At 70.1% G+C, this 26,172-nt stretch carries 23 protein-coding genes; 8 read left to right on the forward strand and 15 right to left on the reverse strand.

Annotated elements, in window-relative coordinates; translation table 11 throughout:
* Positions 1 to 59 precede the first annotated feature (59 nt).
* The 3 genes from LHA26_RS17450 to LHA26_RS17460 all read right to left on the reverse strand — a co-directional run bounded on the left by LHA26_RS17450 (position 60) and on the right by LHA26_RS17460 (position 4,471).
* Positions 60 to 812: an SDR family NAD(P)-dependent oxidoreductase gene (locus LHA26_RS17450; RefSeq protein WP_252168774.1), complete on the reverse strand. Its 753-nt coding sequence runs from the start codon at positions 810 to 812 to the stop codon at positions 60 to 62.
* A 158-nt stretch (positions 813 to 970) separates the two neighbouring features.
* The gene (locus LHA26_RS17455; RefSeq protein ID WP_252168775.1) at positions 971 to 3,265 is read right to left on the reverse strand and encodes a putative bifunctional diguanylate cyclase/phosphodiesterase; all 2,295 of its coding nucleotides are present in this window, start codon (positions 3,263 to 3,265) and stop codon (positions 971 to 973) included.
* 132 nt (positions 3,266 to 3,397) lie between these two features.
* Positions 3,398 to 4,471 (reverse strand): catalase family protein, encoded by a 1,074-nt coding sequence (locus tag LHA26_RS17460; protein WP_252168776.1) that lies wholly within the window; start codon positions 4,469 to 4,471, stop codon positions 3,398 to 3,400.
* A gap of 125 nt (positions 4,472 to 4,596) precedes the next feature.
* Between LHA26_RS17460 and LHA26_RS17465 the strand changes: the two genes are divergently transcribed.
* Positions 4,597 to 4,749 carry a hypothetical protein gene (locus LHA26_RS17465; RefSeq protein WP_252168777.1) on the forward strand — a complete coding sequence of 51 codons (153 nt, stop codon included), beginning with the start codon at positions 4,597 to 4,599 and terminating at the stop codon, positions 4,747 to 4,749.
* A gap of 1 nt (position 4,750) precedes the next feature.
* On the forward strand, positions 4,751 to 5,566 hold the full coding sequence (locus LHA26_RS17470) for a TrmH family RNA methyltransferase (RefSeq protein WP_252168778.1): 816 nt from the start codon (positions 4,751 to 4,753) through the stop codon (positions 5,564 to 5,566).
* Here the strand turns inward: LHA26_RS17470 and LHA26_RS17475 are convergent.
* On the reverse strand, positions 5,560 to 7,116 hold the full coding sequence (locus LHA26_RS17475; RefSeq protein ID WP_252168779.1) for a cryptochrome/photolyase family protein: 1,557 nt from the start codon (positions 7,114 to 7,116) through the stop codon (positions 5,560 to 5,562). The two genes, LHA26_RS17470 and LHA26_RS17475, sit on opposite strands and share 7 nt — an antisense overlap.
* A complete protein-coding gene (locus tag LHA26_RS17480) occupies positions 7,113 to 7,727 on the reverse strand; it encodes a TetR/AcrR family transcriptional regulator (RefSeq protein ID WP_252168780.1) in 615 nt (204 codons plus the stop codon). The genes LHA26_RS17475 and LHA26_RS17480 overlap by 4 nt, the downstream gene beginning before the upstream one ends.
* A gap of 96 nt (positions 7,728 to 7,823) precedes the next feature.
* On the opposite strand from LHA26_RS17480, the gene LHA26_RS17485 reads away from it, so the two are divergent.
* Positions 7,824 to 8,204: a DUF4267 domain-containing protein gene (locus LHA26_RS17485; RefSeq protein ID WP_252168781.1), complete on the forward strand. Its 381-nt coding sequence runs from the start codon at positions 7,824 to 7,826 to the stop codon at positions 8,202 to 8,204.
* A 22-nt stretch (positions 8,205 to 8,226) separates the two neighbouring features.
* Here LHA26_RS17485 and LHA26_RS17490 read toward each other — a convergent pair whose 3' ends face one another.
* A complete protein-coding gene (locus tag LHA26_RS17490) occupies positions 8,227 to 8,529 on the reverse strand; it encodes a hypothetical protein (RefSeq protein WP_252168782.1) in 303 nt (100 codons plus the stop codon).
* Positions 8,526 to 10,520 (reverse strand): C1 family peptidase, encoded by a 1,995-nt coding sequence (locus LHA26_RS17495; protein WP_252168783.1) that lies wholly within the window; start codon positions 10,518 to 10,520, stop codon positions 8,526 to 8,528. Before LHA26_RS17495 ends, LHA26_RS17490 begins: the two co-directional genes overlap by 4 nt.
* Before the next feature lie 251 nt (positions 10,521 to 10,771).
* Between LHA26_RS17495 and LHA26_RS17500 the strand changes: the two genes are divergently transcribed.
* Positions 10,772 to 11,725 carry a helix-turn-helix transcriptional regulator gene (locus LHA26_RS17500; protein ID WP_252168784.1) on the forward strand — a complete coding sequence of 318 codons (954 nt, stop codon included), beginning with the start codon at positions 10,772 to 10,774 and terminating at the stop codon, positions 11,723 to 11,725.
* Between the two features lie 5 nt (positions 11,726 to 11,730).
* Here the strand turns inward: LHA26_RS17500 and LHA26_RS17505 are convergent, their stop codons facing one another.
* Genes LHA26_RS17505 through LHA26_RS17515 form a run of 3 tightly spaced genes read right to left on the reverse strand, consistent with a single transcriptional unit; the run spans position 11,731 to position 16,619 of the window.
* On the reverse strand, positions 11,731 to 12,765 hold the full coding sequence (locus tag LHA26_RS17505; protein ID WP_252168785.1) for an arabinan endo-1,5-alpha-L-arabinosidase: 1,035 nt from the start codon (positions 12,763 to 12,765) through the stop codon (positions 11,731 to 11,733).
* The gene (locus tag LHA26_RS17510; protein WP_252168786.1) at positions 12,762 to 13,769 is read right to left on the reverse strand and encodes a family 43 glycosylhydrolase; all 1,008 of its coding nucleotides are present in this window, start codon (positions 13,767 to 13,769) and stop codon (positions 12,762 to 12,764) included. The genes LHA26_RS17505 and LHA26_RS17510 overlap by 4 nt, the downstream gene beginning before the upstream one ends.
* Positions 13,770 to 13,823: 54 nt before the next feature.
* Entirely contained in the window at positions 13,824 to 16,619 is a 2,796-nt protein-coding gene (locus LHA26_RS17515) for a TonB-dependent receptor (protein WP_252168787.1), read from the reverse strand.
* Positions 16,620 to 17,033: 414 nt separating this feature from the next.
* On the opposite strand from LHA26_RS17515, the gene LHA26_RS17520 reads away from it, so the two are divergent.
* Together LHA26_RS17520 and LHA26_RS17525 are read left to right on the forward strand one after the other, a co-directional pair.
* Positions 17,034 to 18,164: an aldose epimerase family protein gene (locus LHA26_RS17520; RefSeq protein WP_252168788.1), complete on the forward strand. Its 1,131-nt coding sequence runs from the start codon at positions 17,034 to 17,036 to the stop codon at positions 18,162 to 18,164.
* A gap of 22 nt (positions 18,165 to 18,186) precedes the next feature.
* Positions 18,187 to 19,302, forward strand: a complete 1,116-nt coding sequence (locus LHA26_RS17525) for a glycoside hydrolase 5 family protein (RefSeq protein ID WP_252168789.1) — start codon at positions 18,187 to 18,189, stop codon at positions 19,300 to 19,302.
* Between the two features lie 72 nt (positions 19,303 to 19,374).
* On the opposite strand, the gene LHA26_RS17530 is transcribed toward LHA26_RS17525, so the two are convergent.
* The 4 genes from LHA26_RS17530 to LHA26_RS17545 form a co-directional block, all read right to left on the reverse strand.
* Positions 19,375 to 19,926, reverse strand: coding sequence for a DUF2076 domain-containing protein (locus LHA26_RS17530; protein WP_252168790.1), 552 nt, complete (start codon positions 19,924 to 19,926; stop codon positions 19,375 to 19,377).
* An 86-nt stretch (positions 19,927 to 20,012) separates the two neighbouring features.
* A complete protein-coding gene (locus LHA26_RS17535) occupies positions 20,013 to 20,963 on the reverse strand; it encodes a bifunctional helix-turn-helix transcriptional regulator/GNAT family N-acetyltransferase (protein ID WP_252168791.1) in 951 nt (316 codons plus the stop codon).
* Positions 20,964 to 21,071: 108 nt separating this feature from the next.
* Entirely contained in the window at positions 21,072 to 22,664 is a 1,593-nt protein-coding gene (locus LHA26_RS17540; RefSeq protein ID WP_437441272.1) for an amidase, read from the reverse strand.
* An 87-nt stretch (positions 22,665 to 22,751) separates the two neighbouring features.
* Positions 22,752 to 23,648 carry a LysR family transcriptional regulator gene (locus LHA26_RS17545; protein ID WP_252168793.1) on the reverse strand — a complete coding sequence of 299 codons (897 nt, stop codon included), beginning with the start codon at positions 23,646 to 23,648 and terminating at the stop codon, positions 22,752 to 22,754.
* 99 nt (positions 23,649 to 23,747) lie between these two features.
* Between LHA26_RS17545 and LHA26_RS17550 the strand changes: the two genes are divergently transcribed.
* On the forward strand, positions 23,748 to 24,614 hold the full coding sequence (locus tag LHA26_RS17550) for an SDR family oxidoreductase (RefSeq protein ID WP_252168794.1): 867 nt from the start codon (positions 23,748 to 23,750) through the stop codon (positions 24,612 to 24,614).
* A 24-nt stretch (positions 24,615 to 24,638) separates the two neighbouring features.
* The gene (locus LHA26_RS17555) at positions 24,639 to 25,301 is read left to right on the forward strand and encodes an NAD(P)-dependent oxidoreductase (RefSeq protein ID WP_252168795.1); all 663 of its coding nucleotides are present in this window, start codon (positions 24,639 to 24,641) and stop codon (positions 25,299 to 25,301) included.
* On the opposite strand, the gene LHA26_RS17560 is transcribed toward LHA26_RS17555, so the two are convergent.
* A complete protein-coding gene (locus LHA26_RS17560) occupies positions 25,298 to 26,101 on the reverse strand; it encodes a CsgG/HfaB family protein (RefSeq protein ID WP_252168796.1) in 804 nt (267 codons plus the stop codon). The genes LHA26_RS17555 and LHA26_RS17560 overlap by 4 nt on opposite strands.
* Positions 26,102 to 26,172: the final 71 nt, after the last annotated feature.

Consider the following 26,172-nt stretch of genomic DNA (forward strand, 5'->3'; position numbering starts at 1 on the left):
ACGCGGAGGCGCCGCCCGGCTCCCGATCGGGGGGCGGGCGGCGCGACGCGGCGATCGCCTTAGATCTGCACCTGCCCGCCATCGACGAACAGCTCCACGCCATTGACGAAGCTGGCCTCCTCCGAGGCGAGGAAGAGCACCGCCTTGGCGATCTCCTCGGGCTGGCCGACCCGGCCGGCGGGGATCAGCCCGGCGAGATAGGCCTTGGTGCCCTCCGCCTGCGCGCCGCCGCCAAAGGCAGTGTTGAGCCCCGGGGTCTCGGTGACGCCGGGGCTGACGGCGTTGACCCGGATGTGGCGGTCCTTCAGATCCAGGATCCAGGTGCGGGCGAGGTTGCGCACCGCCGCCTTGCTGGCCGAATAGACGCTGAAGGCCGGCGTGCCGGAGCTGCCCGCGGTCGAGGCGTTGAGCACGATCGCCGCGCCGTCGCGCAGCAGCGGCAGCGCCTTCTGCACGGTGAAGATCACGCCCTTCACATTGGTGTCGAAGGTCTGCTGATACTGGTCCTCGGTGATGGCGCCGAGCGGGGCGAAGCTGCCGCCGCCGGCATTGACGAACAGCGCGTCGATCTGCCCGTGGCGCTGCTGGACGGCGTCGTACAGCCGGTCGATGTCCGCCAGCACGCTCATGTCGCCGCGCACCCCGGTGGCGCGGGGACCGATCGCCGCCACCGCCGCGTCCAGCGCATCCTGGCGGCGGCCGGTGATGAAGACCGACGCGCCTTCGTCCGCAAAGGCCTTGGCGGTCGATAGGCCGATGCCGCTGGTGCCGCCGGTGACGACCACGACCTTGTTCTCAAACCTGGTGCTCATCTCGCATCTCCACTCGGTCCGGCAGGATCGCCGGTGCCCCACCCAGATGCGCCTGGAACGATCGGGCTTGTAGACGCCAAGACCGGCACTCAGCGTTCTACAGGAAGAACGTTGGCCATACTGAGCCGCGTGAGGGGGGCGTCGTGCGCGGGGGCGCGTCAGGCGGCGCGGCGCGCGCGGCGCAGCAGCGCGGGCAGCGCCTCGGCCGGAACCGCGGCGGAGAAGAGGAAGCCCTGCAGCTCGTTGCAGCCGGCATCCTCGAGAAAATCGCGCTGCTCGCGGGTCTCCACCCCCTCGGCGGAGACCGCCAGCCCCATGGCATGGCCCAGCCGCACCACCGCGTGCACGATCGCGCCGGCATCCTCGGCCTCGCCCAGCCGCTTGGTGAAGCTGCGGTCGATCTTGATCTTATCGACCTCGAACTTGCTCAGATAGGACAGGCTGGAATAGCCGGTGCCGAAATCGTCGAGCGCGATGCGGAAGCCGGCGCGGCGCAGCTCGGTCAGCGCGCGGCGCGCCTGGCCGTCATTGTCGAGCAGCACGCTCTCGGTCACTTCCAGCTCGATCTGCGCGGGCCGCGCGCCTTCGACGCGGACGATCTCGATCAGCTCGGCGGCGAGATCGGGGGTGCGGAACTGCACCGCCGAGAGATTGACGGCGATCGACAGGTCCGGGAAGGCGCGGGCGGTGGCGCAGGCGTCGCGCAGCACCCAGCGGCCCAAGGTGCGGATCATGCCCGTTTCTTCGGCGATCGGGATGAAGAGATCGGGGGAAAGCAGGCCGCGGCTGGGATGATGCCAGCGCAGCAGCGCCTCCAGCCCGATCACGCGCGTGCCCGAAACGTCCATCTGCGGCTGATAATAGACCCGCAAATCGCCCCCGCGCGCGATCGCTTCGCGCAGATCCTGCTCGATTCCGCGCCGCATCTGCACGCTTTCGTCCATATCCGGGCTGAAAAAGCGGTGGCTGTCGCGGCCTTCCAGCTTGGCGCGGTACATGGCGATATCGGCCATGCGCATCAGTTCGGAGCGATCGCCCGCGCAGCCCGGCACGCAGGCGATGCCGATGCTGCCGCCGATGAACATGTTGGTGCCGAGGATCAGGAAGGGCGCGCGCAGCGCCTCCACCATCGCGGCGGCCACGGCATCGATCGCCGCCGCGTCGGGCCGGTCGCGCAGCAATATGGCGAACTCGTCGCCGCCGAGCCGGGCGACGATATCGCCCGGTCCGATCCGCGCCTGCAGCCGCGCCGCCACTTCCTGGATCAGCTGATCGCCGCCGAGATGGCCGAGCGTGTCGTTGACCTGCTTGAAGCGATCGAGATCGGCGAGCAGCACCGCCCAGGCGCCCGGCCAGCGGCCCTCGGCCAGATGCTGATCCACCGCCGCGTTGAAGAAGGCGCGGTTGGGCAGGCCGGTGAGCGGATCATGATAGGCGAGGTGGTGCGCCTGCGCCTCCTTGGCCTGCAGCTCCAGATGGGCGGCGGCGAGGCGGCGGAGCGAGCGCGCATTGTGCCGCATCAGCGCGGCGACGCTGGCGAGCAAAGCCGCGAGCGTGGCGAGCAGCGCGGCGAGCGCCATGCCCGCGCCCGGCGCCATCGAGCGCCACACGGCACGGCCGGGCTCGTCCGCGTGCCAGACGAGATAACCCGCCACCGCGCCGCGGCTGGCGCGCAGCGCGAGCCCGTGCTCGCCGGCGCGGAGCGCGGGCGCAGCCTCGATCCGGGCGGCGGCGACCAGCTCGATCTTGGCGAGATCGCGGACGAAGCCGGTATCGAGATAGCGCACGCTGACGAGCAGGGGCTCGGCCCCCGGCGTTTCCGGCAGCGTATCGGTATCGGGGATAATCCGCATCACGCTCATCACCGCCGGCCGGCCCGCGATGGCGACGAGATCGGTGGCGTGGATGGCGCGCGGCGAGGTGCGCACCGTGGTATCGGCGCTGGTGCCGGTGCGGGGCAGGCGCTCGTGCGGATTGGGGCGATCGCCGCTGCGGCCGCGCGCCGCCGCGATCAGCGGCCGCGCCGCCTCGGCGAGCGCGGCGAAGCGCGCGGGCGCGACGCGCACGCCATCGCGCATGACATAGACCGGCCGGTCGCGCGCATCGAGAATGGCGTCGACATCATGCTGGAAGACATAGTTGAGCCAGACGCCGACATTGTCGTCGATCCACGCCCAATCGGGCCGGGGGCGGCGGAGCTGGCCGACCAGCGGGCTCCAGATCGCGACGCCCGCCTGGCTCTGCGCCAGCTCGTCGAGCGCGGCGTTGACGGCGAGCCGCACCTCCTGGGTCTGCCGCGCGGCCGAGACGCGATCCGCTTGCGCCGCGGCATCGCGCACCGTCGAGACGGCGAACCAGGTGAGCGCGAGCGCGAGCGCCACTACCGGCACCACCACCGCCGCGACGAAGCGCCGACCGCTGCCCGATCCTAGCTGAAGCCGCGCCTGCCGCACCTTTCCCTCCCCCACGCTGCGGCTTTAGGCGCGCGATCGTCGAGAAAGCGTTAAGATCATCCGCCAAGTCACTGAGTGAATGGCGTTTTACAGGTGACATTGGAGGGAAGCAGGATGCGGCGACCGGTCCGATCAGGCGCCGCCCGGTTCGTAATAGGGGCAGCCATTCACGCGCGCGCGGAAATCGGCCGAGTGGCGATAGGGCGCGCGGCGGGCGCGGTTGATGTTGCCGAGCGGCTGGTGCGCGGCGAGGCCGGTCCAGACGCTGAACCGCGTCGCTTCGTCGATCCGCGCGACCTGATCCGGCGCCCAGCTATCCTGCGCCGCCGCGCGGACGATCGCGACCTGCTGGAAGGGCGCCTCTGCCTCGTCCCAGGCGCGGGTCGGATCCTCGATCGGCTGCCGCTCCAGATCGCGGCAAAGCTGGACGCGAAACGCCCATTCCGCCGGCGCCCCCGCCATTTCGGCGCGCACCGTCTCGCGGATGGCATCGGGCCGGCCGGCGATCTCGATCGTCTCGCCCGTGCGTGCGCGCTGCGCGGGCGCGATCGGCGCGAGGCTGAACTTCGCGATATGGTCGCCATAGCGGAAGGGGGTGACGCTGTAATAGGTCTCGCCCAGCGGCTCCACCTGGGGCGCGCCGCCGAGCGCGTTGATCGTCGGGCTTTCCAGCCCCAGCGTGTCGAGCGCGGCGCGCACACCGCGCAGCGTGGCCGACAGCGCCTTCTTGGTGCCTTCGAGGCGATCGGTCGTCTTGGCGAGCAGCTTAAGGCTGGAGAGGAACTGGTCGGCCGTCCGCGCCTGGAAGACGGTGCCGTTGACCATCACGAAATCCTGCGCGCGCCCCTCGGAACCGGGCAGGCGCGCGCCTTCCACGTCGAGCACCTTCATCGCCAGCCCGCGCGGCAGGGAGATCGCGTCGGGCAGAATGTCGCCGGCATTGGTGGACAGGCGCATCAGCACGGCGTGGCGGCCGGGCGTGGCGAACAGACCCTGCGCCAGCTCGGGCGGGAGATCCGGCAGCACAGTCATCTCGCCGGTCAGCACGCCATGCGCCTTGGCGTGGACCGCACGCACGGCATGGCCATAATCGCCGGCGGTGGTCTCGAGAATGGTATCGAAGGCGTCGCACAAGGCGGCGATGGTCGCCTCCTCCTCGGCGCCGATCGTCTCGATGTCGGGGCGATACCGCACGGCGTCGATCATGCACTGCTCCTGCTGGCGACGGCCACCGACCGTCATCGCGCGCCAACGAGCGGCGCGGCCGATCGGTCCTGCGCGCCGGCCCGAAACAGCGTGCGGCGCGGGCGCGGCTGGTGTAAGCCCCGGAGATGGCCGACACGCTTGACGAGACGATCATCCAGACGCCCGAAGGCCCGATGACCTGGGCGGCGTGGAAGAAGAAAAATCCGGTGCAGACGCCGTCGCGGCGCACCAAGGGCAAGGATCTGCCCAACAAGGTGAAGCGCTTCTCGGACGAGTGAGGTGGCGCGCATCGTCGACGTGGCGGATCCGGAGGATCCGCGCCTCGCCCCCTATCACGCGGTACGCGAGCGCGACCTGATCGGTCGCGACGGGCTGTTCATCGCCGAGGGGCGGGTGGTGATCGAGAAGATGGCGGGGGCGCCCGGCATCCGCGCCGAATCGCTGCTGATCGCGGCGCATCGGCTGGACGCCATGGCCGACATACTGGCGCGCTTGCCCGCCGATACCCCGGTCTATGCCGCCGCCCAGCCGGTGATCGACCGGATTGCGGGCTTCGCCGTGCATCGCGGCCTGCTCGCCACCGGCCGGCGGATCGATCCGCCCGATGCCGAGGCGCTGCTCGCGGCACTACCGCCGGCGGCGGACGTGCTGCTGCTCTCGGGCATCGCCAATCACGACAATATGGGCGGCCTGTTCCGCAACGCGGCCGCATTCGGCGTGGCGGCGGTGCTGCTCGATGCGGACTGCTGCGATCCGCTGTATCGCAAGGCGATCCGCGTGTCGGTGGGGGCGGCGCTGCTGGTGCCCTTCGCGCGGCTGCCGCGTGATGCCGATCTGCCCGCGCTGCTCGCGACGCACGGGTTTCGCGGGCTCGCGCTCAGCCCGCGCGGCGCGACCCTGCTCGCGGCGGTGCCGCCCGCGCCGCGCACCGCGCTGCTCCTCGGCGCCGAGGGGCCGGGGCTCGACGCGGACCTGCTCCGCCGCGTCGCCAGCGTGCGCATTCCGATGGCGCCGGGCTTCGATTCGCTCAACGTCGCCACCGCCAGCGGCATCGTGCTGCATCATCTGCTGGCGACGCGCGCGGGCGATCAGTAGCCGGCCGCCTCGTCCTCGGCCGTGCCGGGATCGAGCCGCGCGAGAAAGTCCGCCGCCTGATCGCGGATCGCCGCCTGGCTGGGCGCGTCCATCCGGTCCCAGGTGCGATAGGGCATGGCGAGCCGGCGGTTCGACCGCAGCCGCGTTTCGTGGCGCGCGAGGAAATCCCAGTAGAGCGCGTTGAACGGGCAGGCATCGGGCCCGGTGCGCGCCGACACGTCGTAGCGGCAGTGGCGGCAATAATCGGACATGCGGTTGATATAGGCGCCCGACGAGACATAGGGCTTGGACCCGAGCAGGCCGCCATCGCCGAACTGGCTCATCCCCAGCGTATTGGGCAGCTCCACCCATTCATAGGCATCGAGATAGATTTCCAGATACCAGCGATGCACCTGCTTGGGATCGGCGCCGATCAGGAGCGCGAAATTGCCGATCACCATCAGCCGCTGGATATGATGGGCATGGGCGGTGGCGATGGTCTGGCCGATCGCCTCGGCCAGGCAGCGCATGTCGGTCTCGCCGGTCCAGTACCAGCCGGGCAGAGCGCGCGTGTGGTGCAGCGCGTTGCGCTCCACATAGTCCGGCCCCTCGCGCCAATAGATGCCGCGGACATATTCGCGCCAGCCGATCAGCTGACGGATATAGCCTTCCACCGCGTTGAGCGGCGCGCGGCCGGCGCGATATTCTGCCTCGGCGCGGCGCGCGAGATCGAGCGGATCGAGCAGCCCGGCATTGATATAGGGCGACAATATCGAGTGCCACAGGAAGCGCTCGCCGATCAGCATGGCGTCTTCATAATCGCCGAATTGGGGCAGGGCGTTGGCGAGGAAGGCGGCGGCCTGGCGTTCGGCATCGGCGGCCGTCACGGCATAGTCGAAGCCGTCGAGCCGGCCGGGATGGTTGGCGAAGCGCCGCTCGACCAGCGCGATCACCGCGCGCGTGATCGCATCGGGCGCGAAGGCGAGCGGGCGCGGCATCAGCAGATCGCGCGGCGCCGGCTTGCGATTCTCCGCGTCGAAATTCCAGCGGCCGCCGGCGGGCTTGCCCTTGTCCATCAGCAGGCCGGTGCGGACGCGCATCGCCCGGTAGAAAAATTCCATGGTGAGGCTGCGCCGCCCCTCGGCCCACTCCGCGAACACGGCATGGCTGGCGATGAAGCGCGTATCGGCGCAAATCTCGACGGGCAGGCCGAAGAGCGTCTGCCAGCTGTCGAGCATCGCCGCCACGCGCCATTCGCCCGCCTCGGTGACGCGGATCGACGCGGGATCGTGGCGCTGGATGGCGCGCGCCACCTCGCCGGTGAAGCTGCCGCTATTCTCGGGATCGTCGAGCGCGACATAATCCACCCGCCAGCCGGCCGCGCGCAGCGCCTCGGCATGGTGGCGCATCGCCGACAAAATGTAGACGAGCTTGGTCTTGTGATGCCGGACATAGCGGGTCTCCTCCGCCACCTCCATCATCAGCACCACCGCCGCGCCCGGATCCACCCCCTGGAGCGACGCGAGCGAGAGCGAGAGCTGATCGCCAAGCACGGGAATCAGGATTGTCATGCCCTAGGCTTAGCCGAGCGACGCGCGGGCGTCTCGGGGGTGGCGGCGGCGGGCGAGAGCAGGCCGGCGAGCAGCGCGAGCCGCGCGGCGCGCGCTTCGGCGCGGATGCGGCCGGTGCGCTCCAGCTCGGCCAGCCCGTGGAGCGCCGCCCACAGCGTTTCCGTCCAGCCCTGCGCATCGGTCGCCTCGGGCGGCGCGACCGCCGCCAGCGCGGCGAAGGCGGCGCGCAGCGGCGGCGGCGTGTCCGCCTCGGCGAAGCGGAGCCCGGTCGGCAGCACGAACATGGCCTGATACAGCGCGGGATGGCGATCGGCGAAGGCGAGATAGGCCTCGGCCACGCCTCGCGCCGCCCGGCCGGGCGCGGCGGCGCGCGCGGCCTCCGCCAGCGCGGCGGCGAGCGCGTCGAACCCGTCCAGCGCGACCGCCGCCACGATCGCGTCGCGATTGGCGAAATGCGCGTAGAGCACGGGCTGGGAATAATCGATCTGCTCGGCCAGGCGACGGATCGTGACCGCGCTCCACCCCTCCGACTCGGCGATCGCGCGGGCCGCCGCGATGATCCGCCGCCCCCGCTCCGCCCGCTCGCGCTTCCGCCGATCCGCCGCCGTCATCCGCCGCTCTCCTCGCATGATCGGCCTCATCCTAGCAGCACTTGAAAATCTAGCAACGCTAGTTTATCTGGTGATCGTCAATCGATGGAGGTCGAGATGCGGGATTTGGCTTTGGGCGTGGCGCTGGTCGCCGCGCTGATGATTATCGTGATCGGCATTCTGTATCTGGCGACGCCGCGCTCGGCCGCGCGCAGCTTCGGCCTGCCGCTGCCCGAGCCGGGCCCGCACATTCCCTGGTGGCTCAGGCTCAAGGGGGTGCGGGATTGCGCCAGCGGGCTCGCGGTGCTGGCGCTGCTCGCGGCGGCGCCGTCGACCCAGCTGGGGCTGGTGCTGCTGATCTTCGCGCTGATCCCGATCGGCGACATGACGGTGATCCTCGCCGCGCGGGGATCCAGGGCGCACGCCTTCGGCATGCATGGCGCCACCGCGCTGCTGATGCTGGCGGCGGCGGTGCCGCTGGCGCTGGGCCGGATCTAGGCGCGGCGTCGCCGGGGCCTGGTCATTCGATCACGAGGTCGATCACCAGCGTGCGGATCGGCTGGTCGCGCGCCCAGGGGCGGGCGAGCCGGGCGGTGATGCGGTAGCGGCCCGGCGCGCCGGTGACCCGCAGCGCCCCGCCCGCCGGCGCGCCCAGCGCCGCCGCGGCCGGGGGCGGGGGCGCCGGCGCATCCTCCACCCGGGCGAGGCCGGGCGGAAGATCGAGCCACCAGCCATGGCCGGTGGCGGGCGGCTGGCCGATCGGCAGGACGATGGCCGTGCCGGCGCGCCCGGTGAGGCTGAAATCGGCCGGCGTGTCGCTCATGGCTGCCACGCGGCGGTCCACACCTTGTGATCGGTGCCGACCGCGAAGACATCGAGATGATCGGGCGCCCGCACCACCGCGCTCACCATCGAGCCGGGCGCGGACCGCCCGTTCAGGATCGGCCACCAGCCGCGCCAGCCCAGCCCCGGCTCCCAGGCGGCGGTGCAGATCGTGCCGTCCTCGCCCACGGCGAAGATATCGAGCTTGTTGAGCCCGCGCGACACGGCATGGACCGAGGTGCCCGGCATGGCGCGCAGCGTACCGATCCGCCACCATCCATGCCAGGCGGTAAAGCCCGGCTCCCAGGCCGCCGTATAGACGCCGCGATCGGTGCCGACGCAGAAAATGTCGAGATGATCAGGGGCGCGCACCGTCGCGAACACCGAGCTGCCCGGCGCCGCCACGCCGCCCAGCACCGGCCACCAGCCGCGCCAGCCCAGGCCGGGCTCCCAGGCGGCCGTATAGACCTTGTGATCGGTGCCCACCGCGAAGATATCGAGCTTGTCGGCGCTGCGGCTGACGGCGGTGACGGAGCTGTTCGGCGCCGCCGCGCCGCCCTGGATGCGCCACCAGCCGTGCCAGCCGGCAAAGCCCGGTTCCCAGGCGGCGCTGTAGATGCCCTGGTCGGCGCCGACCGCGAAAATGTCCAGCTTGTCCGCGCTGCGCGACACGCCGAACACCGAGCTGCCCGGCGCGCCGCGCAGATCGAGCACCGGCCACCAGCCATGCCAGCCGGTGAAGCCCGGTTCCCAGGCCGCGGTGTAGATGCGGTGATCGGTGCCCAAAGTGAAGATGTCGAGCTTGTCGCGGCTGCGGCTCACGGCCGTCACCGCGCTGCCCGGCGCGGCGACGCCGCCCTGCACCTGCCACCAGCCGTGCCAGCTGGTGAAATCGGGCTGCCAGGCCGCCGTGTTGGTCTCGCCATGCGCGCCGGGCACGAAGATATCGAGCTGGTCGGGCCCGCGCGACACGCCGAACACCGCGCCGTTGGGCGCCGCCTGGCCATTTCCCACCGGCCACCAGCCGCGCCAGCCGGATGGGCTGGGAGGAATGACGCCGGTGGCGCCGTACATGGGCTCGTTGTCGATGCCGCACTGGCCATAGCCGATGCGGAAAAAGCCGGCGCCGGTGCCGTCCGGATCGGCCGGCCCGCCAAAGCCGCTGCCCCAGCTGTTGCGGCAGATCCAGCAGCCGGCGTTATCGTCATAGCCGATCACCAGCACGGCATGGCCGCCGCGCAGCGCGCCCGTCACATGGGTGTAGAGGCCGCCGCCATAGCTGTCGAAATCCTCATAGACCTGGAAGCCGCACACCAGCGGGCCGACCTTGGCGAGATAGTCCTTGCGGGCATCGCCGGAAAAGGCGGCGAAGGCGGTGATCTTCCAGATCTTGCCCGGGCGATCGGCGACGCCGCGGCAATGCGCCACCCACAGGGCGTTGGGATCGTTCGGATCGGTGGTGACGGGCGGCGTATCGAACGCGCTCATATAGGGAAAATCGGCCTCGCCGACGACGCCGCGCTGGCGGATCTGATCGAGCGCGTCATGATTATTCCAGCCGCCGCAGCCGGCGCCATGGGACGAGCAGAAATGCTGGTCCGCCTCGGACAGATCGGGCGGCTGCACGCCAAGCTCGATCGCCGCCATTGCCGAGACCAGCCCGACGGTGGCGAAGGAGACGCAGGAGCCGCACCAGCGCTGATCGGTGACGGGGCCGATCACCTTGCGGCTGCGCCAGTCGAAGCTGGGGGGACGCGGCGGGCCGCCGAGCAGCGGCGCCTGGCTCGACCCGAGCCCCTCGGCGCTGCCGGGCGCCACCGGCGCGCGCACCAGCAGGGCGGTGCGCTGCAGCGCCGCCTGGACGAGCGCGCCCGGCGCCGGGTTCCAGCCGAGCGGATGCCGGGCCGCGCCGGCCGGCGGCGCCTGGACGCGCCACTTGGCCCGGGCCTCCGCCACCGCCTGTTGCACCTCGTGGATATCGAGTTCCGCCATCTTCGCCTTCCCCTCCCGTTCGGTTCCGCCAGTCCGGCGAATTCACCGCGTCTTGCCACCCGATCGCAGACACGGCGAAGACATAAGCGTGACGATGCAAGCTCTCGCTACGGCACGACCAGTCAACGGCGCAGTCCGGGCCAGGCAGATTGTCGCGCGCGGGCGACACTGTCGGGCTCGCTCGATCATGAGTAGTGCGCTATGCTGTAGCCGAGTCGAGTATCGGGGGCTTGGCTATGGCTGCAAAGGACTTGGATGGGAGCGCAGCCGGCCAGCCGGTGATCCGCATCAGCGCCGAGCCGATCGAGCCGGCGCGGCGCGCGGCCTTCATATCGGAGGAGATCAGCGCCCGGCTGGTGGGCGCGCGCGCCGCCCCGCGCGATGCCGAGGCCGCCCGTTTCGACTATGCCATTCTCGATGTCGGGCGCGGCGCGCGGCTGGTCGAGGCGCATCTCGCCGCGCTGGATGTGGAGCGCAGCCAGCGCCATCTCGCCGATGGCGACGACAATATCACGCTGTTCGTACCGCTGGCGGGCGAACTGCTGATCGAGCAGGGCGAGAGCCGGGTGCGGGTGGCGCAGGGCGGCGGGGCGCTCGTCACCAACGGCCGCCGCGTCTTCACCCATTTTCCCAACACCCGCCTGGCGATGCTCCAGGTGGCGCGGGACACGCTGAGCGGCGAGGCGGCGCTGGCGGGCGCCGCGCTGCACGCCGATGCAGACCATATGCTGCTGTTGCGCAGCTATATGCTCGCCGTGCTGCGTCAGGCGGTGCGCGCGCCCGTGCCCGCGATCGCCGCCTGCCATCTGCGCGAGCTGGTGCGCCTCACCTTCGAAGGCGGCGCCGGCGCCGCGCCGATGGCGGGGGCGGCGCTGCACCGCGCGCGCGTGGCGGCGATGCGCGACGTGATGGTGACGCATCATGGCGAGCCCCGGCTCGACATGCGCGCGGTGGCGGCGCGGGTGGGGCTTTCGGAACGCAGCGGCTACGCCGCCTTTCACGCGCTCGGCCAGAGCTTCGCCGAGGAGCTGGCGGCGATCCGGCTGGATCGCGCGCTGGCGCTGCTGCGCGGCGGCGCGCGGCGCATCCTCGACGTGGCGCTGGACGTCGGCTTCGCGGATCTGTCGCACTTCAACCGCCGCTTCCGCGCGCGCTTCGGCTTCACCCCGCGCGAGGCGCGCGCGGCGGCGTCGCCCGCGCCCTGAGCGGCTCAGCTCAGCGCGACGGGCCAGCCCTCCGCATCCCAGCTGAGCACGGCGAGGCGCAGCGTGGGCGCGGCGTCATGCTCGGCATCATAGGCGTGATAGACGATGAGATCGCGCGCGCCATCGTGCATCAGCCCGCAATGGCCGGGCCCGCGCCAGCGCGTGCCGCCCCAGGGTCGCTCGATCAGCACCGTCTCGGCATAGCCGTCCATCATCGACCGGCCCTTCTTGTCGACGAACGGCCCCAGCACCGAGCGCGCGCGGCCGGCGGCGACGTAATAGTTGGAGGCGAGCTTGCGGCAGCAATAATCGAAGCTGGCGAACAGATAGACATAGTCCTGGTGGCGGAACAGGAAGCCGCCCTCGATCGGATTGTCCGCGCCCTCCGGTGCGGGACGATAGGCAAGGGCGTGGAGCGCGGTATCGCCCGCGCGGCGCTTGCCCGTGGCGCGATCGAGCGCGATCAGCTTCAGCCCGCCCCAATAGCTGCCGAACAACAGCCAGTCCTGCCCATCGGCATCGCGGAAGAAGTTGGAGTCGATCGCGTTATAGCCCGACCCCGGCGCGGTTTCGACGACCAGGCCATGATCCGTCCAGCCATAGCCGGGCGCGTGGCGATCCAGCGTCGGCGAGGTGGCGAGCCCGGTGACGGAGCGCATGCTGCCGCCGGTGGAGACCGAATAATAGAGGCGGTACAGCCCGTCGACGAAGTGGATATCGGGCGCCCACACGCTTTCCGCCTGCGGGATGGCGCGCTTGGCCCAATCGGGAATGCCGAAAGGCATGCCATTGTCGGTCCAGGTCTTCAGATCGCGCGAGATGCGCCAGCTCGGCCCCGGCCGGCCATTCCAGCCGCCCGATCCGAAGACATGATAGGTCTCACCCTCGCGGATGATGACGGGATCGTGCAGACCGGTGAGATAGCCGGTCAGCCCCGCATTGAGCGGCGGCGTCGCGCCGGCGGCGGCGGGGCCGCGCAGCAGCGTGCCCGCGGCGAGCGCGCCGCCCGCGCCGAGCAGCGTGCGTCGATCGAGCCTCATCGCCGCGCCTCCGCGCCGCAGCGCGCGGGCGGCAGCGGCGAGGCGGGGGGCGCGCCATCCGTCATCACCACCGGCAGGATCGCGCCCGTGCTGTCGTAGCGGATGCGATCGATCGCCACCTGGCGCGTGCCCTGGTACGGCCCCGGCCCGGGACCGCGCTGCCAGCGGTGATAGGCGATCACCCATTGGCCCGTCTTGGGGTTCATCGCGAAGGCATGGTGCCCCGGGCCCTGATGACGCGCATCGCCCGCCAGGATGCGGCCGCGATAGGTCCAGGGGCCGACGGGCGTCGGCGCGGTGGCATAATGGACGGAATAGTCCGGACCGTTCCAATGGCCGTGGCTGTAGGACAGATAATAGAGTCCGTTCCGCTCGTGCACGAAGGCGCCCTCGGTGAAGAAGGGCGGGGTCTTGACCGGGATCTCGCGCGCGATCTCGGTCATGTCGGGCTTGAGCGCGAAGATGCGGAGCGTCGCCCCCGCGCTGCCGCCCGCATAAAGATAGGGCGTGCCGCTCTTGGGATCGATGAACACCATGGGATCGATCGCCTCGAAGCCCTGGCCGCCGGTCAGCAGCGGGCGGCCGCTATCGGTGAAGGGCCCCTCGGGCCGGTCGGCGACGGCGACGCCGATGCGGCTCGGGGTCGGGTTCTGCGGGCCGATCGAGTAATAGAGATAATAGCGGCCATGCGCGGCGGTGAGGCTGGGCGCCCAGAGGCCGTGGCTGGGGGCGTGATCGTCATTCACCCAGGGAATGGCCTGCATCGTCAGCACCGGCGCGGAGCGCGTCCAGTGCCGCAGATCGGGCGAGGCATAGGCATAGATGCGCGTCGCCGCATAGCCGCCCGCCGCGTCGCCGGAATCGGTCGGATAGACATACCAGCGGCCGCACAAAGCGACGATATCGGGATCGGCGCCGGCGAAGACCGGATTGTGCGCGACGGGCGCGGGCGCGGCGGCGACGGTGAGCGCGAGTGCGAGCGCGAAGGCGGATCGGAACGGCATGGGGCCTCCCTTGCAGGCGGGCCGGCGCCGGGCGCCGGCCCAAAGGGCACAGGATCAGAAGCGGAAACGCACGCCGATCGAGTAGGTGCTGTCATCGAAGCGGATATCGTGCGGGTTCAGCTCCGCATAATAGAAGCTTTCGTAGCGCGCCCGGGTGATGTTGGTGCCATCGGCGGTCAGCGTGATGTTGCGGGTCACATCATAATTCAGGCTGAAATCGAGCCGCCCGTTCGGCCGCACGCCGTTCAGGATGATCGGCTGATCCACCGGCCGGATGTTGACCGAGGTGGTGTTGTCCCCATCATAGTATTTAGACCGGTGGGTATAGATCAGGCGGAACGAAGCGCCGTACTTTTCATACAAGAGACCGGCATTGTAATTGTACTTGGAGACGCCGAGCAGGGGGAAGCCGTAAAGCGGATCGCTGCGGCTCGTCACCTTACTGTCGGCGATGGTGTAGTTGCCGAACAGACCGAAGCCGGACAGCGGGCCGGGCAGGAAATCGAGGAAATATTGCGCGCTGACCTCCAGCCCGCGCAGCCGCGCCTTGCCGAGGTTGCGCGGGGTCTGGATCAGGTAGTGATTGGTCCCGATCACCGTATCGACGCCATTGGTGATGACGCGGTCGCTGATCGTCTTCTGATAGACGCCCGCCGAGATATAGTTGGAGCGGCCGAAATAATATTCCAGCGTCGCGTCCAGCTCGTCCGCCTTTTGCGGCTTGAGATCGGGATTGCCCTGCGAGCCGCCATTCTGGATGTTCTGATTGGTCGAGACGGCATAGTTGAGGCCAGGATTGAGCGATCCGAAATCGGGCCGCGACAAGACCTTGGCGTAGCTGGCGCGGGCCTGGAGACCCTTGGTGAGGGTAAGGCGCGCGCTGGCGTTGGGCAGCCAATTGGTGTCGCTGGTCGAGCGGCTCACCGGCACCAGCGTGGTGCCGCCATTGGTGCCGATCACCGATCCGGTGCCGGCGATGCTGCGGTCCGTCCGGGTGTAGCGGACCCCGACCAGGCCATCGAGCGCGATATCGCCGACGATGCCGATCTTGTACTTGCCCTGTACATAGCCGGCATAGGTCTGCTCCTTGGCGTAGAAGCTGCGGGCCGGATCATAGGGCTGGTCGCCGGTCGGGATGAGGAAGATCTGGCGCAGACGATCCTCCACGGCGGGATCGAGCAGCACGTCGGTGCCGGGCTGGAGCCAGGGGCTGCCGCCATAGATGCGCGGCACGCCGGGTACCGTCTGCAGGAAATTGGCGGGCAGGCCCTGGCCGTCCACCGGCGTCGCATAGGCGCCGCCGGGCGCGGCGGGATTGACGATCACCTCCTGATAGCGGCCGATGCGCCGGGCATAGCGGCCGCCGACCTGGATCTCGTCGAGCAGGCCGCCGACATCATATTTGGCATCCGCCTGGGTGGCGAAGAGCGTGCCGTTCGATTTCAGACGATCGTCGTCGAGGCCGTTGGTGAAGTAGAAGCCATCGGGCTGGGCCAGCGGATTGCCCGGCACGTTGAAGTCCACGCCATTGTCGCGGTTGGTGGTGATATCGATCTGCGGCAGGCGCTTGCCGATGTCGATGATGAACGTCTTGCTGTAATAGGTCGACTTTTCATAGGACACGTCGACATCGGCGTGCAGGCGATCATGATCATATTTCACGCCGCCGCCGAAGATGAAATCGTTGGTGTGCTGCTGGTGCGCCTGATTGCTGGTGAAGCCCACGCCATTGTACGAGGTGTAGGAGGTGGCGTTGCAGAGATGCTCCACCGTGCCGGCCGGATCGTAGAAGCCCGCGCCGTTCACGCTATAGTCGTTGCAGTTATTGTCGGTCTGCAAATTGCCGATGCGCGAGCCGGCAAAGGCATCGTTGATGATGAAGGCGGTGGAGGAGCGGTTGCGATAGCCCGCGAACATGCCGTCCGCATAGACCTGCCAATCGGGCGAGGGCTTCCACTGGATCGAGGCGTTGATCTGCGGCCGGGAATAGGTGCCGAACTGGTTGAGGCCGCCGGTGCCGGTGGGCAGCAGCGCGCCGGCCGCGCCGGGCGGCCCGTGATTGCCGGAGCGCAGCAGATCGTCGAACGCCACCGGCCGATCGAACTTGGTCCGCGAATAGGAGGCGTTCACCAGCACGCCGATCTCGCCGATGCCGGTATCGAAGCGATCGGAGATGAGCAGGCTGGCCGAGGGGTAGCTCTGGTTGAGATTGGTGGAGAGCGTGTTGCGGATCGAGCCCGCGATGGTGAAGCCCTTGAAATCGAACGGGCGGTGCAGATCGAGATTGATGAGGCCGGCGACCCCGCCCTCGATCATGTTGGCGCTGTTGTTCTTGTAGACCTGCGCGCCGGCGAGCGCTTCGGCCGGAATATCCTGGAAGGAGAAGCCGCGCCCGGCGCCGGTGAACACCTCGCGGCCATTGAGCGTGCTGAGAATATCGCCCAGGCCGCGGACGAGCGGGTTCTGGATCTCGTTATTGTCGCCCACCACGACCTGCACGCCCGGCACGCGCTGCAGCGCCGAGGCCACCGTCGGATCCGGGAATTTGCCGATATCCTGCGCGACGATGGCGTCGACGATCTGGTCCGACTTGCGCTTGATCGTCTCGGCGGCGGCGAGGCTGGCGCGGATGCCGGTGACGACGATCTCCTGGGTCGGCTGCGCGGGCGCGGCGTTGGAGGCTGCGGCCGGCTGCGCGGCGGTGGCGTTGGTGGGCGCCTGATCGCCCTCATTGGCGGTGGGCGCGGGCGCGGTGACGCTGGCCTGATCCTGTGCCTGGGCCATGCCGACGGCCGGATGCAGCAGCCCCGCCAGCGACGCGGAGCCTAGCAGCACGTTCTTGATCCTCATCTCTCTCTCCTGGCCGCCGCGTTCCGCGTGCGGGGTGTGATTTGTTGCGGACCATGTCCGAAGCCGCGGCAATTATCCGACAATTATGCGCTCGGCCAGCCAAAAAGTGAGGATGGTGAATACCGGCTTCACGCTCGCGCCAAACTGTGGCGGGTTCGCATCACGCACCGATCAGGCGAGGCGTCGGTGCGACGAACGGCCTGAACTCAGCTGCATACCGTATGGTAGCAATTTGAACGATGGTCTAGGAGGCGCGATCGGAGCCTCATGCTCCGAGTCTGTACGGGCACAAGAGGGTGAGCCTGGCCTCGACGGTCGAGCGCACGACTCCAGACTTGCGCTCATTTATCATATAATATTAGCAAGACGCGAAGCGGCGGGCTGAAGGCCGCGAGCCGATTGAGAGGAGAGCGGATGATCTGGAAACTCGCTACGGGGGCGGTCGCCGCCGCCGCCCTGGCCGCCTCGGCCTCGGCCGGCACCGTCCGCCGCGCGCCGTTCGGCCAGCTGCCCGATGGACGGGCGGTGGAGGCGATCACGCTCAGCGACGGTGCGGGGCGCAGCGCCACCATCCTCACGCTCGGCGCGAGCGTGCAGGCGCTCTCGGTGCCCGATCGCGCCGGCCACAGCGCCGATATCGTGCTCGGCTATGACGATCTCGCCGGCTATCTCGCCAAGCCGAACTTCTTCGGCGCCACGGTCGGGCGGGTCGCCAACCGCATCGCCAAGGGCCGCTTCACGCTCGACGGCAAATCCTATCAGACCCCGGTCAATGACGGCCCCAACGCGCTGCATGGCGGCACCAAGGGGTTCGACAAGGTGCTGTGGACGGTGATCGCCACCAGCGGCGGCGCGCAGCCGAGCGTGACGCTGCGCTATGTCAGCCCCGATGGCGACCAGGGCTATCCCGGCACGCTCACCGCCACCGCCACCTACAGCCTGGGCGCGGACGGCACGTTCGACATCGTCTATCGCGCCACGACCGACCGGCCGACGCTCGTCAATCTCTCGAACCACACCTATTGGAATCTGGCGGGCGAGGGCGATCCGGCGGGCGCGATGGGGCTGCGGATGATGATCCCCGCCACCCGTTTCACCCCCACCGACGCCACCGCCATTCCCACCGGCCAGCTCCAGCCGGTGGCGGGCACGCCCTTCGATTTCCGCACCCCTACCGTGATCGGCCTGCGCGTGCGCGACGGCCGCGACACGCAGCTGCGCTACGGTCGCGGCTATGATCACAACTGGGTCGTGTCGGCCACCAAACCGGGCGCGATGCAGCTGATGGCGCGGGTGGAAGATCCGGCTTCGGGGCGGGTGATGGAGCTATCGTCCGATCAGCCGGGGCTGCAATTCTATTCGGGCAATTTCCTCGACGGCACCATCACCGGCAAGCGTGGCCATATCTATCGCGAGGGCGACGCGATCGTGCTGGAGCCGCAGATGTTCCCCGATACGCCCAACCAGCCGGCCTTCGGGTCGGTGCGGCTCGATCCGGGCCAGACCTATGAAAACCATATCCGCTACCGCTTCTCGGCGCGCTGAGCCCGGCTCCAGGAGAGACGCCATGATCCGTTCGCTTACCACGCTTCTCGCCGGCGCCCTGCTGTGCGCGAGCCCGGCGCTCGCGCGGGATCGCTGGACCCCGGCCGAGGCCAAGAGCTGGTACGGCCGCCAGCCCTGGCTTGTCGGCGCCAACTATCTGCCGGCCACCGCGATCAACCAGCTGGAGATGTGGCAGGCCGAGAGCTTCGATCCGGCGCGCATCGATCTCGAGCTGGGCTGGGCGCAGAAGATGGGCATGAACACGATGCGCGTCTTCCTGCACGACAAGCTCTGGGCGCAGGACAGCCAGGGCTTCGCCGCGCGGATCGATCAGTTCCTCGCGATCGCCCATCGCCATGGCATCAAGCCGCTGTTCGTGCTGTTCGACAGCTGCTGGGATCCGAATTCCAAGCTCGGGCCGCAGCATCCGCCGATCCCGGGCGTGCATAATTCGGGCTGGGTCCAATCCCCCGGCCCGGCCGCGCTCGCCGATCCGCGCCAGCGGCCGGTGCTGGAGGCCTATGTGAAGGGCGTGATCGGCCGCTTCGCCAAGGATGACCGAATCCTCGGATGGGACGTGTGGAACGAGCCCGACAATCCGGCCGAGCAATATCCCGGCCAGCCCGCCGACAAGGCCGAGATGGTGACGCGGCTCTTGCCGCAGGTCTTCGCCTGGGCGCGCAGCGCCGATCCCAGCCAGCCGCTCACCAGCGGGGTGTGGCTGGGCACCGACTGGGCGCCGGGCACGCGCCATCGCCCGATCGAGGATGTCCAGCTCGGCCAATCCGATGTGATCAGCTTCCACGATTATGGCTGGCCCGAATCGATGGAGACGCGGATCGGGCTGCTGGAAGGCTATGGCCGGCCCGTGCTCTGCACCGAATATATGGCGCGCGGCGCCGGCTCGACCTTCGATGGCTCGCTGCCGATCGGCAAGCGCCACCATGTCGCGATGATCAACTGGGGCTTTGTCGACGGCAAGGAGCAGACCCGCCTGCCCTGGGACAGCTGGAAGCGGCCCTATACGTTGGAGGAGCCGACCGTGTGGTTCCACGATGTGCTGCACACGGACGGCACCCCCTATCGCCCGGCCGAGGTGGAGCTGATCACGCGCCTCACCCACAGCCCCACGCCTTAGCTCCGAAAGCCGGGCGCCGCGCCCGGGGCGGCCCTGCGCGGCGCCCCCCGGCAGCGGCGGCGCCCTGCCGGCTCACCAATTGCCGGGATCGTCGGGGCGATCCATATCGCCGTCGCCATCGTCGCCGTAGAAATTGTTGACGACCGTCTCCTCGGGGCGGTCGCGCAGCGCGCCGTCGCCATGGTGGCCGAACAGATCCGAGAGCCCGCTGAACAGCATCTCACCGCCGGCCACGCCCGCCGCAGTCGTGCCGGCATTGCGGAGGAAGCTGCCCAGCCCGCTATCGGCCGAGAAGAGGCCGGGCCGCTGCTGTGGCGGCGGCGGCGCGACGTCGGGAGCGGCATAAGCGGGCGCGCCGCTGCTCCGCCAGGGGCTGGCGGGGGGCAGGAAGCTGGGCGGCGGAGTTTCGCGCAGCTGCGCCTCCAGCGCCTCGATCCGCGCCTGCGCCGCATAGAGCGACTGGTCCGCGACGATCGCGTGCTGGACGAGCAGATAGGCCGCGTCCGGATTGGCGGACAAAGCCTGCCGGATCAGGGCATCGGCCTCGGCATCCTTGCGGACGCCCCGGGTGGCGTTAAGATCATCGAGATAGCGGGCCAGCAGCGCGCGTTCGTCGGGTGTCATCGCAATCTCCTCCGAAGGACGATGGACAAGCATGCCGGAAACGCTTTCTAGGCGGCTTCGGGTGAACCGCATCTGACGGCGCGCGCCTACCAGCGATAGTCCATCGCCACGTCGCAGCGCGCGTAGCGGCTGCCGTACCGCTCCATAATCTCCTCGGAATGGACGAAGCCGTGCTTCTCGTAGAGGTGGATGGCGGCCGCGCAGCTGCGGTTGGTCAGCAGATAGAGCCGCGTCATGCCGATCGCGCGGGCGCGCTCCAGCGTCGCGGCGAGCAGGAATTCGCCCGCCTTGCGCCCGCGCGCCGCCGCGCTGACGCCCATCTTGGTAAGCTCGAACACGCCGTCCTCGATCTTCATCAGCGCACAGGTGCCGATCACCCCGAGATCGGGCGTCGCCACGAACAAGATGTCGCCGCCGCGCGCGATGATCAGCTCCTCGGGGCGGGTGAGGATTTGGATGTCATTCTCCTCGAGCCGGAACATCGCCTCCACCCATTCCGCGCTGATGCGATAAAAATCGGCCGCGCGGTCCGGGGACCAGGGCAGTACGCTGAAGGCGGGCGGCCGCGCCGCGACCCGCGCTTCGAGCGACCGCGCGTCGAGCGCCGCCTCGAGCTGCGCCACCTGGGTGAGGAAATCGCCGGAAAGCGGCGCGCACAATTCCTGCACCGCCGCATCGACACGCGGCCAGATCAGCGGCTTGGCGCGCGCCATCAGCCCCGTTCCGGCCGGGGTGAGGCGGATCGTCTTGTGGCGGAGATCGGCCTCATCGCGCGTCGTTTCGAGCAGCCCCGCGTCGATCAGCCCCGTCAGCGTGCGCGTCACGACCGGCTGGGAAACGCCGAGCAGCTCCGCCGCGCGGCCGACGCTGATCGGGCCATAGCGATCCACCGCCGCAAGCATCGGGAATTGGGCGGGCTGGATCGGAAAGCCGGCGGCGCGGATGATGCGCGCGGCATCGCCCTGCAGCCGCTCGGCCAGACGCTTGAGCCGGCTGCCCAGAAAGGTCGCGCCGAGATCCGCCAATATGTCAGCCATCGCCCAGCCTCCTGCCTGATCTATAGCAGGGTATATAGCGTGCTATAACAGAGCGACGCAAGCGTCCCGAACCGTCCGGCCGCCTTGGATCCGAGACCGTCGCGCGGCTCAGCGTGCCGGATCGAGCGCGGCGCCGCTTTCCACCGTCGGCCTGTAGCGCGGCGCGGTCCGGCCGTGCTGCGCCTGTTCAAAGGCATAGCCCGCGTTCAGCAAGGCCGCCTCGCTGAAGCGCGGCCCGATGAAGGAAAGGCCCAGCGGCAGGCCGCGCACCGCGCCCATCGGCACGGTGAGGTGCGGATAACCGGCCATGGCGGGCAGGCCCGAGGCGCTCGGCCCGTCATATTGATCGCCATAGACGGTGTCGCTGAGCCAAGCGGCCTCATAGGTCGGCGTCACCAGAATAGTCGCGCCGGCCTGGTGGAGCATCCCATCCAGCGCGCCGGCGGCGCGGCGCAGCGTGTCCGCGCGCGCCGCCTTGTAGGCGGGATCGTCGAGCCCCTTGGTCTGCTCCGCCGCGAGGAACAGCTCCTGCCCGAACAGCGGCATCTCGCGCGCCGCCTCGCGCTGGTTGAAGGCGATCAGCGCGGCAAGGCTGCGGGTGCGCACCGCCGCCGGCGTGGCGGCGAGATAGGCGTTGAGATCCGCCTTGAGCTCGGTCTGCAGCACGATCTGTTCGGCCTCCTCGAGCCCCTTGAGATCGGGGCGGGCGACCGGCACCGGCACCGCGCCGCAGCGGCGCAGCGTGGCGAGCGCGGCCTCGAACAGCGCGGCGGCGGCGGGCGTCATGGTGGCCGGGGTCAGCACCGCCACGCGCCGGCCGCGCAGCGCGTCCGCGCGCAGGCCGGCCGTGAAATCCTGCGCCCGTCCCGCCGCCGCGGTCGTGGTCGGGTCGGCGGGATCGGGGCCCACCATCGCACCGAACAGGAGCGCGGCGTCGCGCACCGTGCGCGCCATCGGGCCGGGCGTGTCCTGCGAATGGCTGATCGGCACCACGCGCGTGCGGCTGACCATGCCGATGCTCGGCTTGAGCCCGACAAGCCCGTTGATCGAGGAGGGGCATACCACCGAGCCATCCGTTTCGGTGCCGATCCCCGCCGCCGCGAAACTGGCCGCGACGCCCGCGCCGGTGCCGCTCGACGAGCCGCAGGCGGTGCGATCGAGCGCATAGGGGTTGCGCACGAGCCCGCCCATCGCGCTCCAGCCCGAAAGCGCGCGCGTGGAGCGGATATTGGCCCATTCCGAAAGATTGGCCTTGGCGAGGATCACCGCGCCGGCGGCGCGCAGCCGCGCCACCACCGGCGCATCGACATGGCTTATATTGTCCTTGAGCGCCAGGCTGCCGGCGGTGGTCGCCACGGGATCGGCGGTTTCGATATTGTCCTTGATGAGCAGCGGCAGCCCGTCGAGCGGGCCGCGCGTGGCATGGGCCGCGCGGCGCGCGTCGCTGGCGCGGGCCTCGGCCATTGCATCGGGATTGAGCGCGATGATCGCGTGTAGCGCCGGCCCCTGGCCGTCGAGCGCGGCGATGCGCGCCAGATAGGCGGCGGTGATCGCTACGCTGCTCGTCTCGCCGCGCGCGAGCGCGCCGCCCAGATCGGCGAGGCTGCGCTCCTCGATCGGCGGGGCGGCCGGGGGCGGCGGCGCGGCCGATGGCAGCAGGAGCAGGGCCAAAGCGAGAAGTGGCGCCCGTGCGCGATCCATCATGGCAATCCCCTTAGTGCGTGTCCGCCCGGCGGCGATCGTCCCGCCGGATCGGTTCGGATGCAAGCCCCTGCGATGCCCTAAAATTCAGGCGTGCGCGGCCTGGAAGCGGGCCAGCTCCTCGGGCGCGCCGGTGGGGAAGCTCTGGCGGAGATGCTCGAGAAAGGCGGCCACGCGCGCGCTCAGCAGGCGGCGCGACGGATAGAGCGCCCAGAGCGCGATCTCCGAGCCCGGCACCGTGCCCCAGCTGACCAGCACGCCTTCGGCACAGGCCTGGCTTACCAGCGAAAGCGGCAGCCGCGCCACGCCCGCGCCCGCCAGCGCGGCATCGCGGATCATGGCGAGCGAGGAGAGGTGCAGGCGCGGCGCGATCGCGAGCCTGTGCTCTGCGCCGGCGGCGTCGCGCAGCGTCCAGGAACCGGGCTCGGGGTGGCGCAGGATCGCGGGCACGGGCGCGCCGTCCGCCGGTCGCGCCAGCGCGGGACTGGCGACCACCAGCAGCCGATCATGGAGAAAGGCACGGCCGACCAGCTGGTCATCGGGATCGGGATCGACGCGGATCGCCAGATCATAGCCTTCCTCGATCATGTCGACGGGCCGGTCCTCGCTGGTCACCTCCAGCTGCACCGCCGGATGGCGGCGCACGAACTCGGCCGCGAGCCGCCCCATCGCCGCCTGGGCGAAGAGCAGCGGCGCGCTGATCCGCAGCCGCCCGCGGACCTCGCGGCCGCCCGACGCGATCGCCGCCACCGTCTCGTCCAGCTCGGTGAGCAACGCCGCGGCGCGGCTATAGAGCGCGCGGCCCTCCTCGGTGCATTTCAAATCGCGGCCGCCGCGCTCGAACAGGCGCAGCGCCAGCGCCGCCTCCAGCTCGGCCACGCGGCGCGACAGCGTGGCCTTGGGGCGGCCGCTCGCCCGCGCCGCGCGGCCGAAGCCGCCATGACGCGCCACCAGGACAAAATCGGCAAGGGCGAGCAGATCCATGTGTTCCACCAGCGAGACGGCGTGTCCAAAACGCGCATCTATTGCCCTGCTTGTGGATCACTAGATTGGCGCTGTCCACGGAAAACAAGGAGTGCAGACATGACCATCCTCGTCACCGGCGCCACCGGCACCATCGGCCGTGTCGTCGTTGAGCAGCTTGTCGCGCGCGGCGCATCGGTGCGCGCCTATGTCCGCGATCCCGCCCGCGCGCAGCTGCCCGCCGGCGTCGCGCTCGCCAAAGGGGATATGCTCGATATCGACGGCTTCCGCGCCGCGCTGTCGGGCGTGTCGACGCTGTTCCTGCTGACCGCCGTCGCCGCCGACGAAGTCACCCAGTCGCTCACCGCGCTCAACCTCGCCCGCGAGGCGGGGATCGAACGGATCGTCTATCTCTCGGTGATCCACGGCGCGCTCTATGCCGACGTGCCGCATTTCGCGGGCAAGGCGGTGGTGGAGCGCATGATCGAGGCGACCGACATGGCCGCCACCATCCTCCAGCCCGCCTATTTCATGAACAATGATGCCGCCATCCGCGATGTGGTGACGAACTATGGCGTCTACCCCATGCCGCTGGGCGACAAGGGCATCGCCATGGTGGATGCGCGCGATGTCGGCGAGGTGGCGGCGCTGGAGCTGCTGCGCCGCAACCGCGCACCCGGCCCGCTGCCGCGGCTGCGCATCCCGCTCGTTGGCCCGGACACGCTGACCGGCACCGAGGCGGCGGCGGTCTGGAGCGCGGCGCTCAACCGCGAGATCGCCTATGGCGGCGAGGATGGCGCCGGCTTCGAGCAGACGCTGCGCGCCACCATGCCGGCCTGGATGGCCTTCGACATGCGCATGATGGCGGCGCGCTTCGCCGCGCATGGCATGATCCCCGAAGCGGGGGATCGCGCGCGGCTCACCGCGATGCTGGGCCGCCCGCTGCACGATTATCGCACGTTCGTGGCCGGGCTGACCGCCGCCTGATCCCGCTTTTCCGAGGAGACGCTCATGTCCACAAACACACAAAGCCGCCCCCGCCGCCTTCTGGTGCTGGGGGCGACCGGCGCCACCGGGCGATTGATCGTGCGCGCGGCGCTGGCGCGCGGCCTGGATGTCGCGGCGCTGGTGCGCTCCGCGGCGGCGGCGGCCGCCGCGCTGCCGGGGGCGACGCTGATCCCAGGCGATGCCACCGACCCGGCGGTGCTGGCCGAGGCGGTGCGCGGCCGCGATGCGGTGATCAGCGCGCTCGGCACGCCGGCCAGCCCCTTCCGCCGCGTCACCCTCCTGTCCGACGCCACCCGCGCCCTGGTGCCGGCCATGCGCGCGGCGGGCGTGCCCCGGCTGATCGCCATCACAGGCATCGGCGCGGGCGACAGCCGGGGGCATGGCGGCCTGCTGTTCGACCGGCTGATCCTGCCGCTGCTGCTGCGCACCGTCTATGCCGACAAAAATCGGCAGGAGGCGATCGTGCGCGCCTCGGGGCTCGATTGGGTGCTGGTACGCCCGACCATGCTCACCAACGGCGCCGGCGGCGGCGCCATCGACGCGCGCGATCATCTCGCGGGCGTGCAGGGCGGCAGGATCGCGCGGGCCGATGTCGCGCGCTTCGTGCTGGACCAGCTGGACGAGGATCGCTGGCTCGGCCGCACGCCGCTGCTGCGCGGCGCCTAACGCTCGGCTTCCGGCACCTGGGTGGTCACCGCCACGCGCCCCTCGCGCACCGCCGGTATCTGCGGCACGAGCCGGCGATAGGCATCGAGCAGCGCGGCGGAGGTGACCTTGCCGATATCGGTGCTCGCCTCGCCGCCGAGCAGGCCCAGGCCGAGCCCGGCCAGGCCGCCGCCGATGATGCTGAGATCGCGCTTGCGGGCCGATCCCGTCGCGACCGCTTCCTGAACCCCGGTCTTCACCGCGACGAGCGTGAGCATCGTCTGGCTCTCGAGCTTCTTCTGGCGCAGCGCGGCGAGGCCGCCGAACGCCCCGCCCAATCCGCCCAGCGCGAGGCCGCGCGAGCCGGCATTCTCATCCTGATAGACGATCTGGGCGGTGAGCAGATAGTCGGCGGCCTCGATCGTGGCGCCCTGGGCGGCCTGGCTGGTCTGGCCGCCGGCGGCGAGCGCCCGCTCGCGCTGAAGCGCATCGAAGCCCTCGCCGCGATCGACCACGCGGAAGCATTGCGACCGGGCGAGGATCAGCTTGAGCAGCGGCAGCGGATCGGTTGTGGCCTCGGATTGGCCCTGCTGCGCGCGCGCCGCGTTCAACAGCGCCGCGAGGCCGGGCGAGAGCTGGCCGCTGGCATTATCCTGCCGCTTGGCCTCCACCAACGCCACCGTGCCGACCGGTGCGGCGCAGACGGGCAGCTCCATCCCCGCGCCGATCGCCGTTCCGCCCTTGCCCATCTTCTGCGCCGCCGCCGTGCCGGACAGCGCCGCCACGGCCAGACAAGCCGCCCCCGCCGCGACCGCTCTCATTGCCATTCCCGCCATGGCGCCCCCCGTGCCGACCCTGCGCGGAGCAGGCTAGCAGAGCGGCGCGGCCGCCG

The sequence above is a fragment of the Sphingomonas morindae genome, assembly GCF_023822065.1.
Taxonomy (GTDB): Bacteria; Pseudomonadota; Alphaproteobacteria; order Sphingomonadales; family Sphingomonadaceae; genus Solisphingomonas; species Solisphingomonas morindae.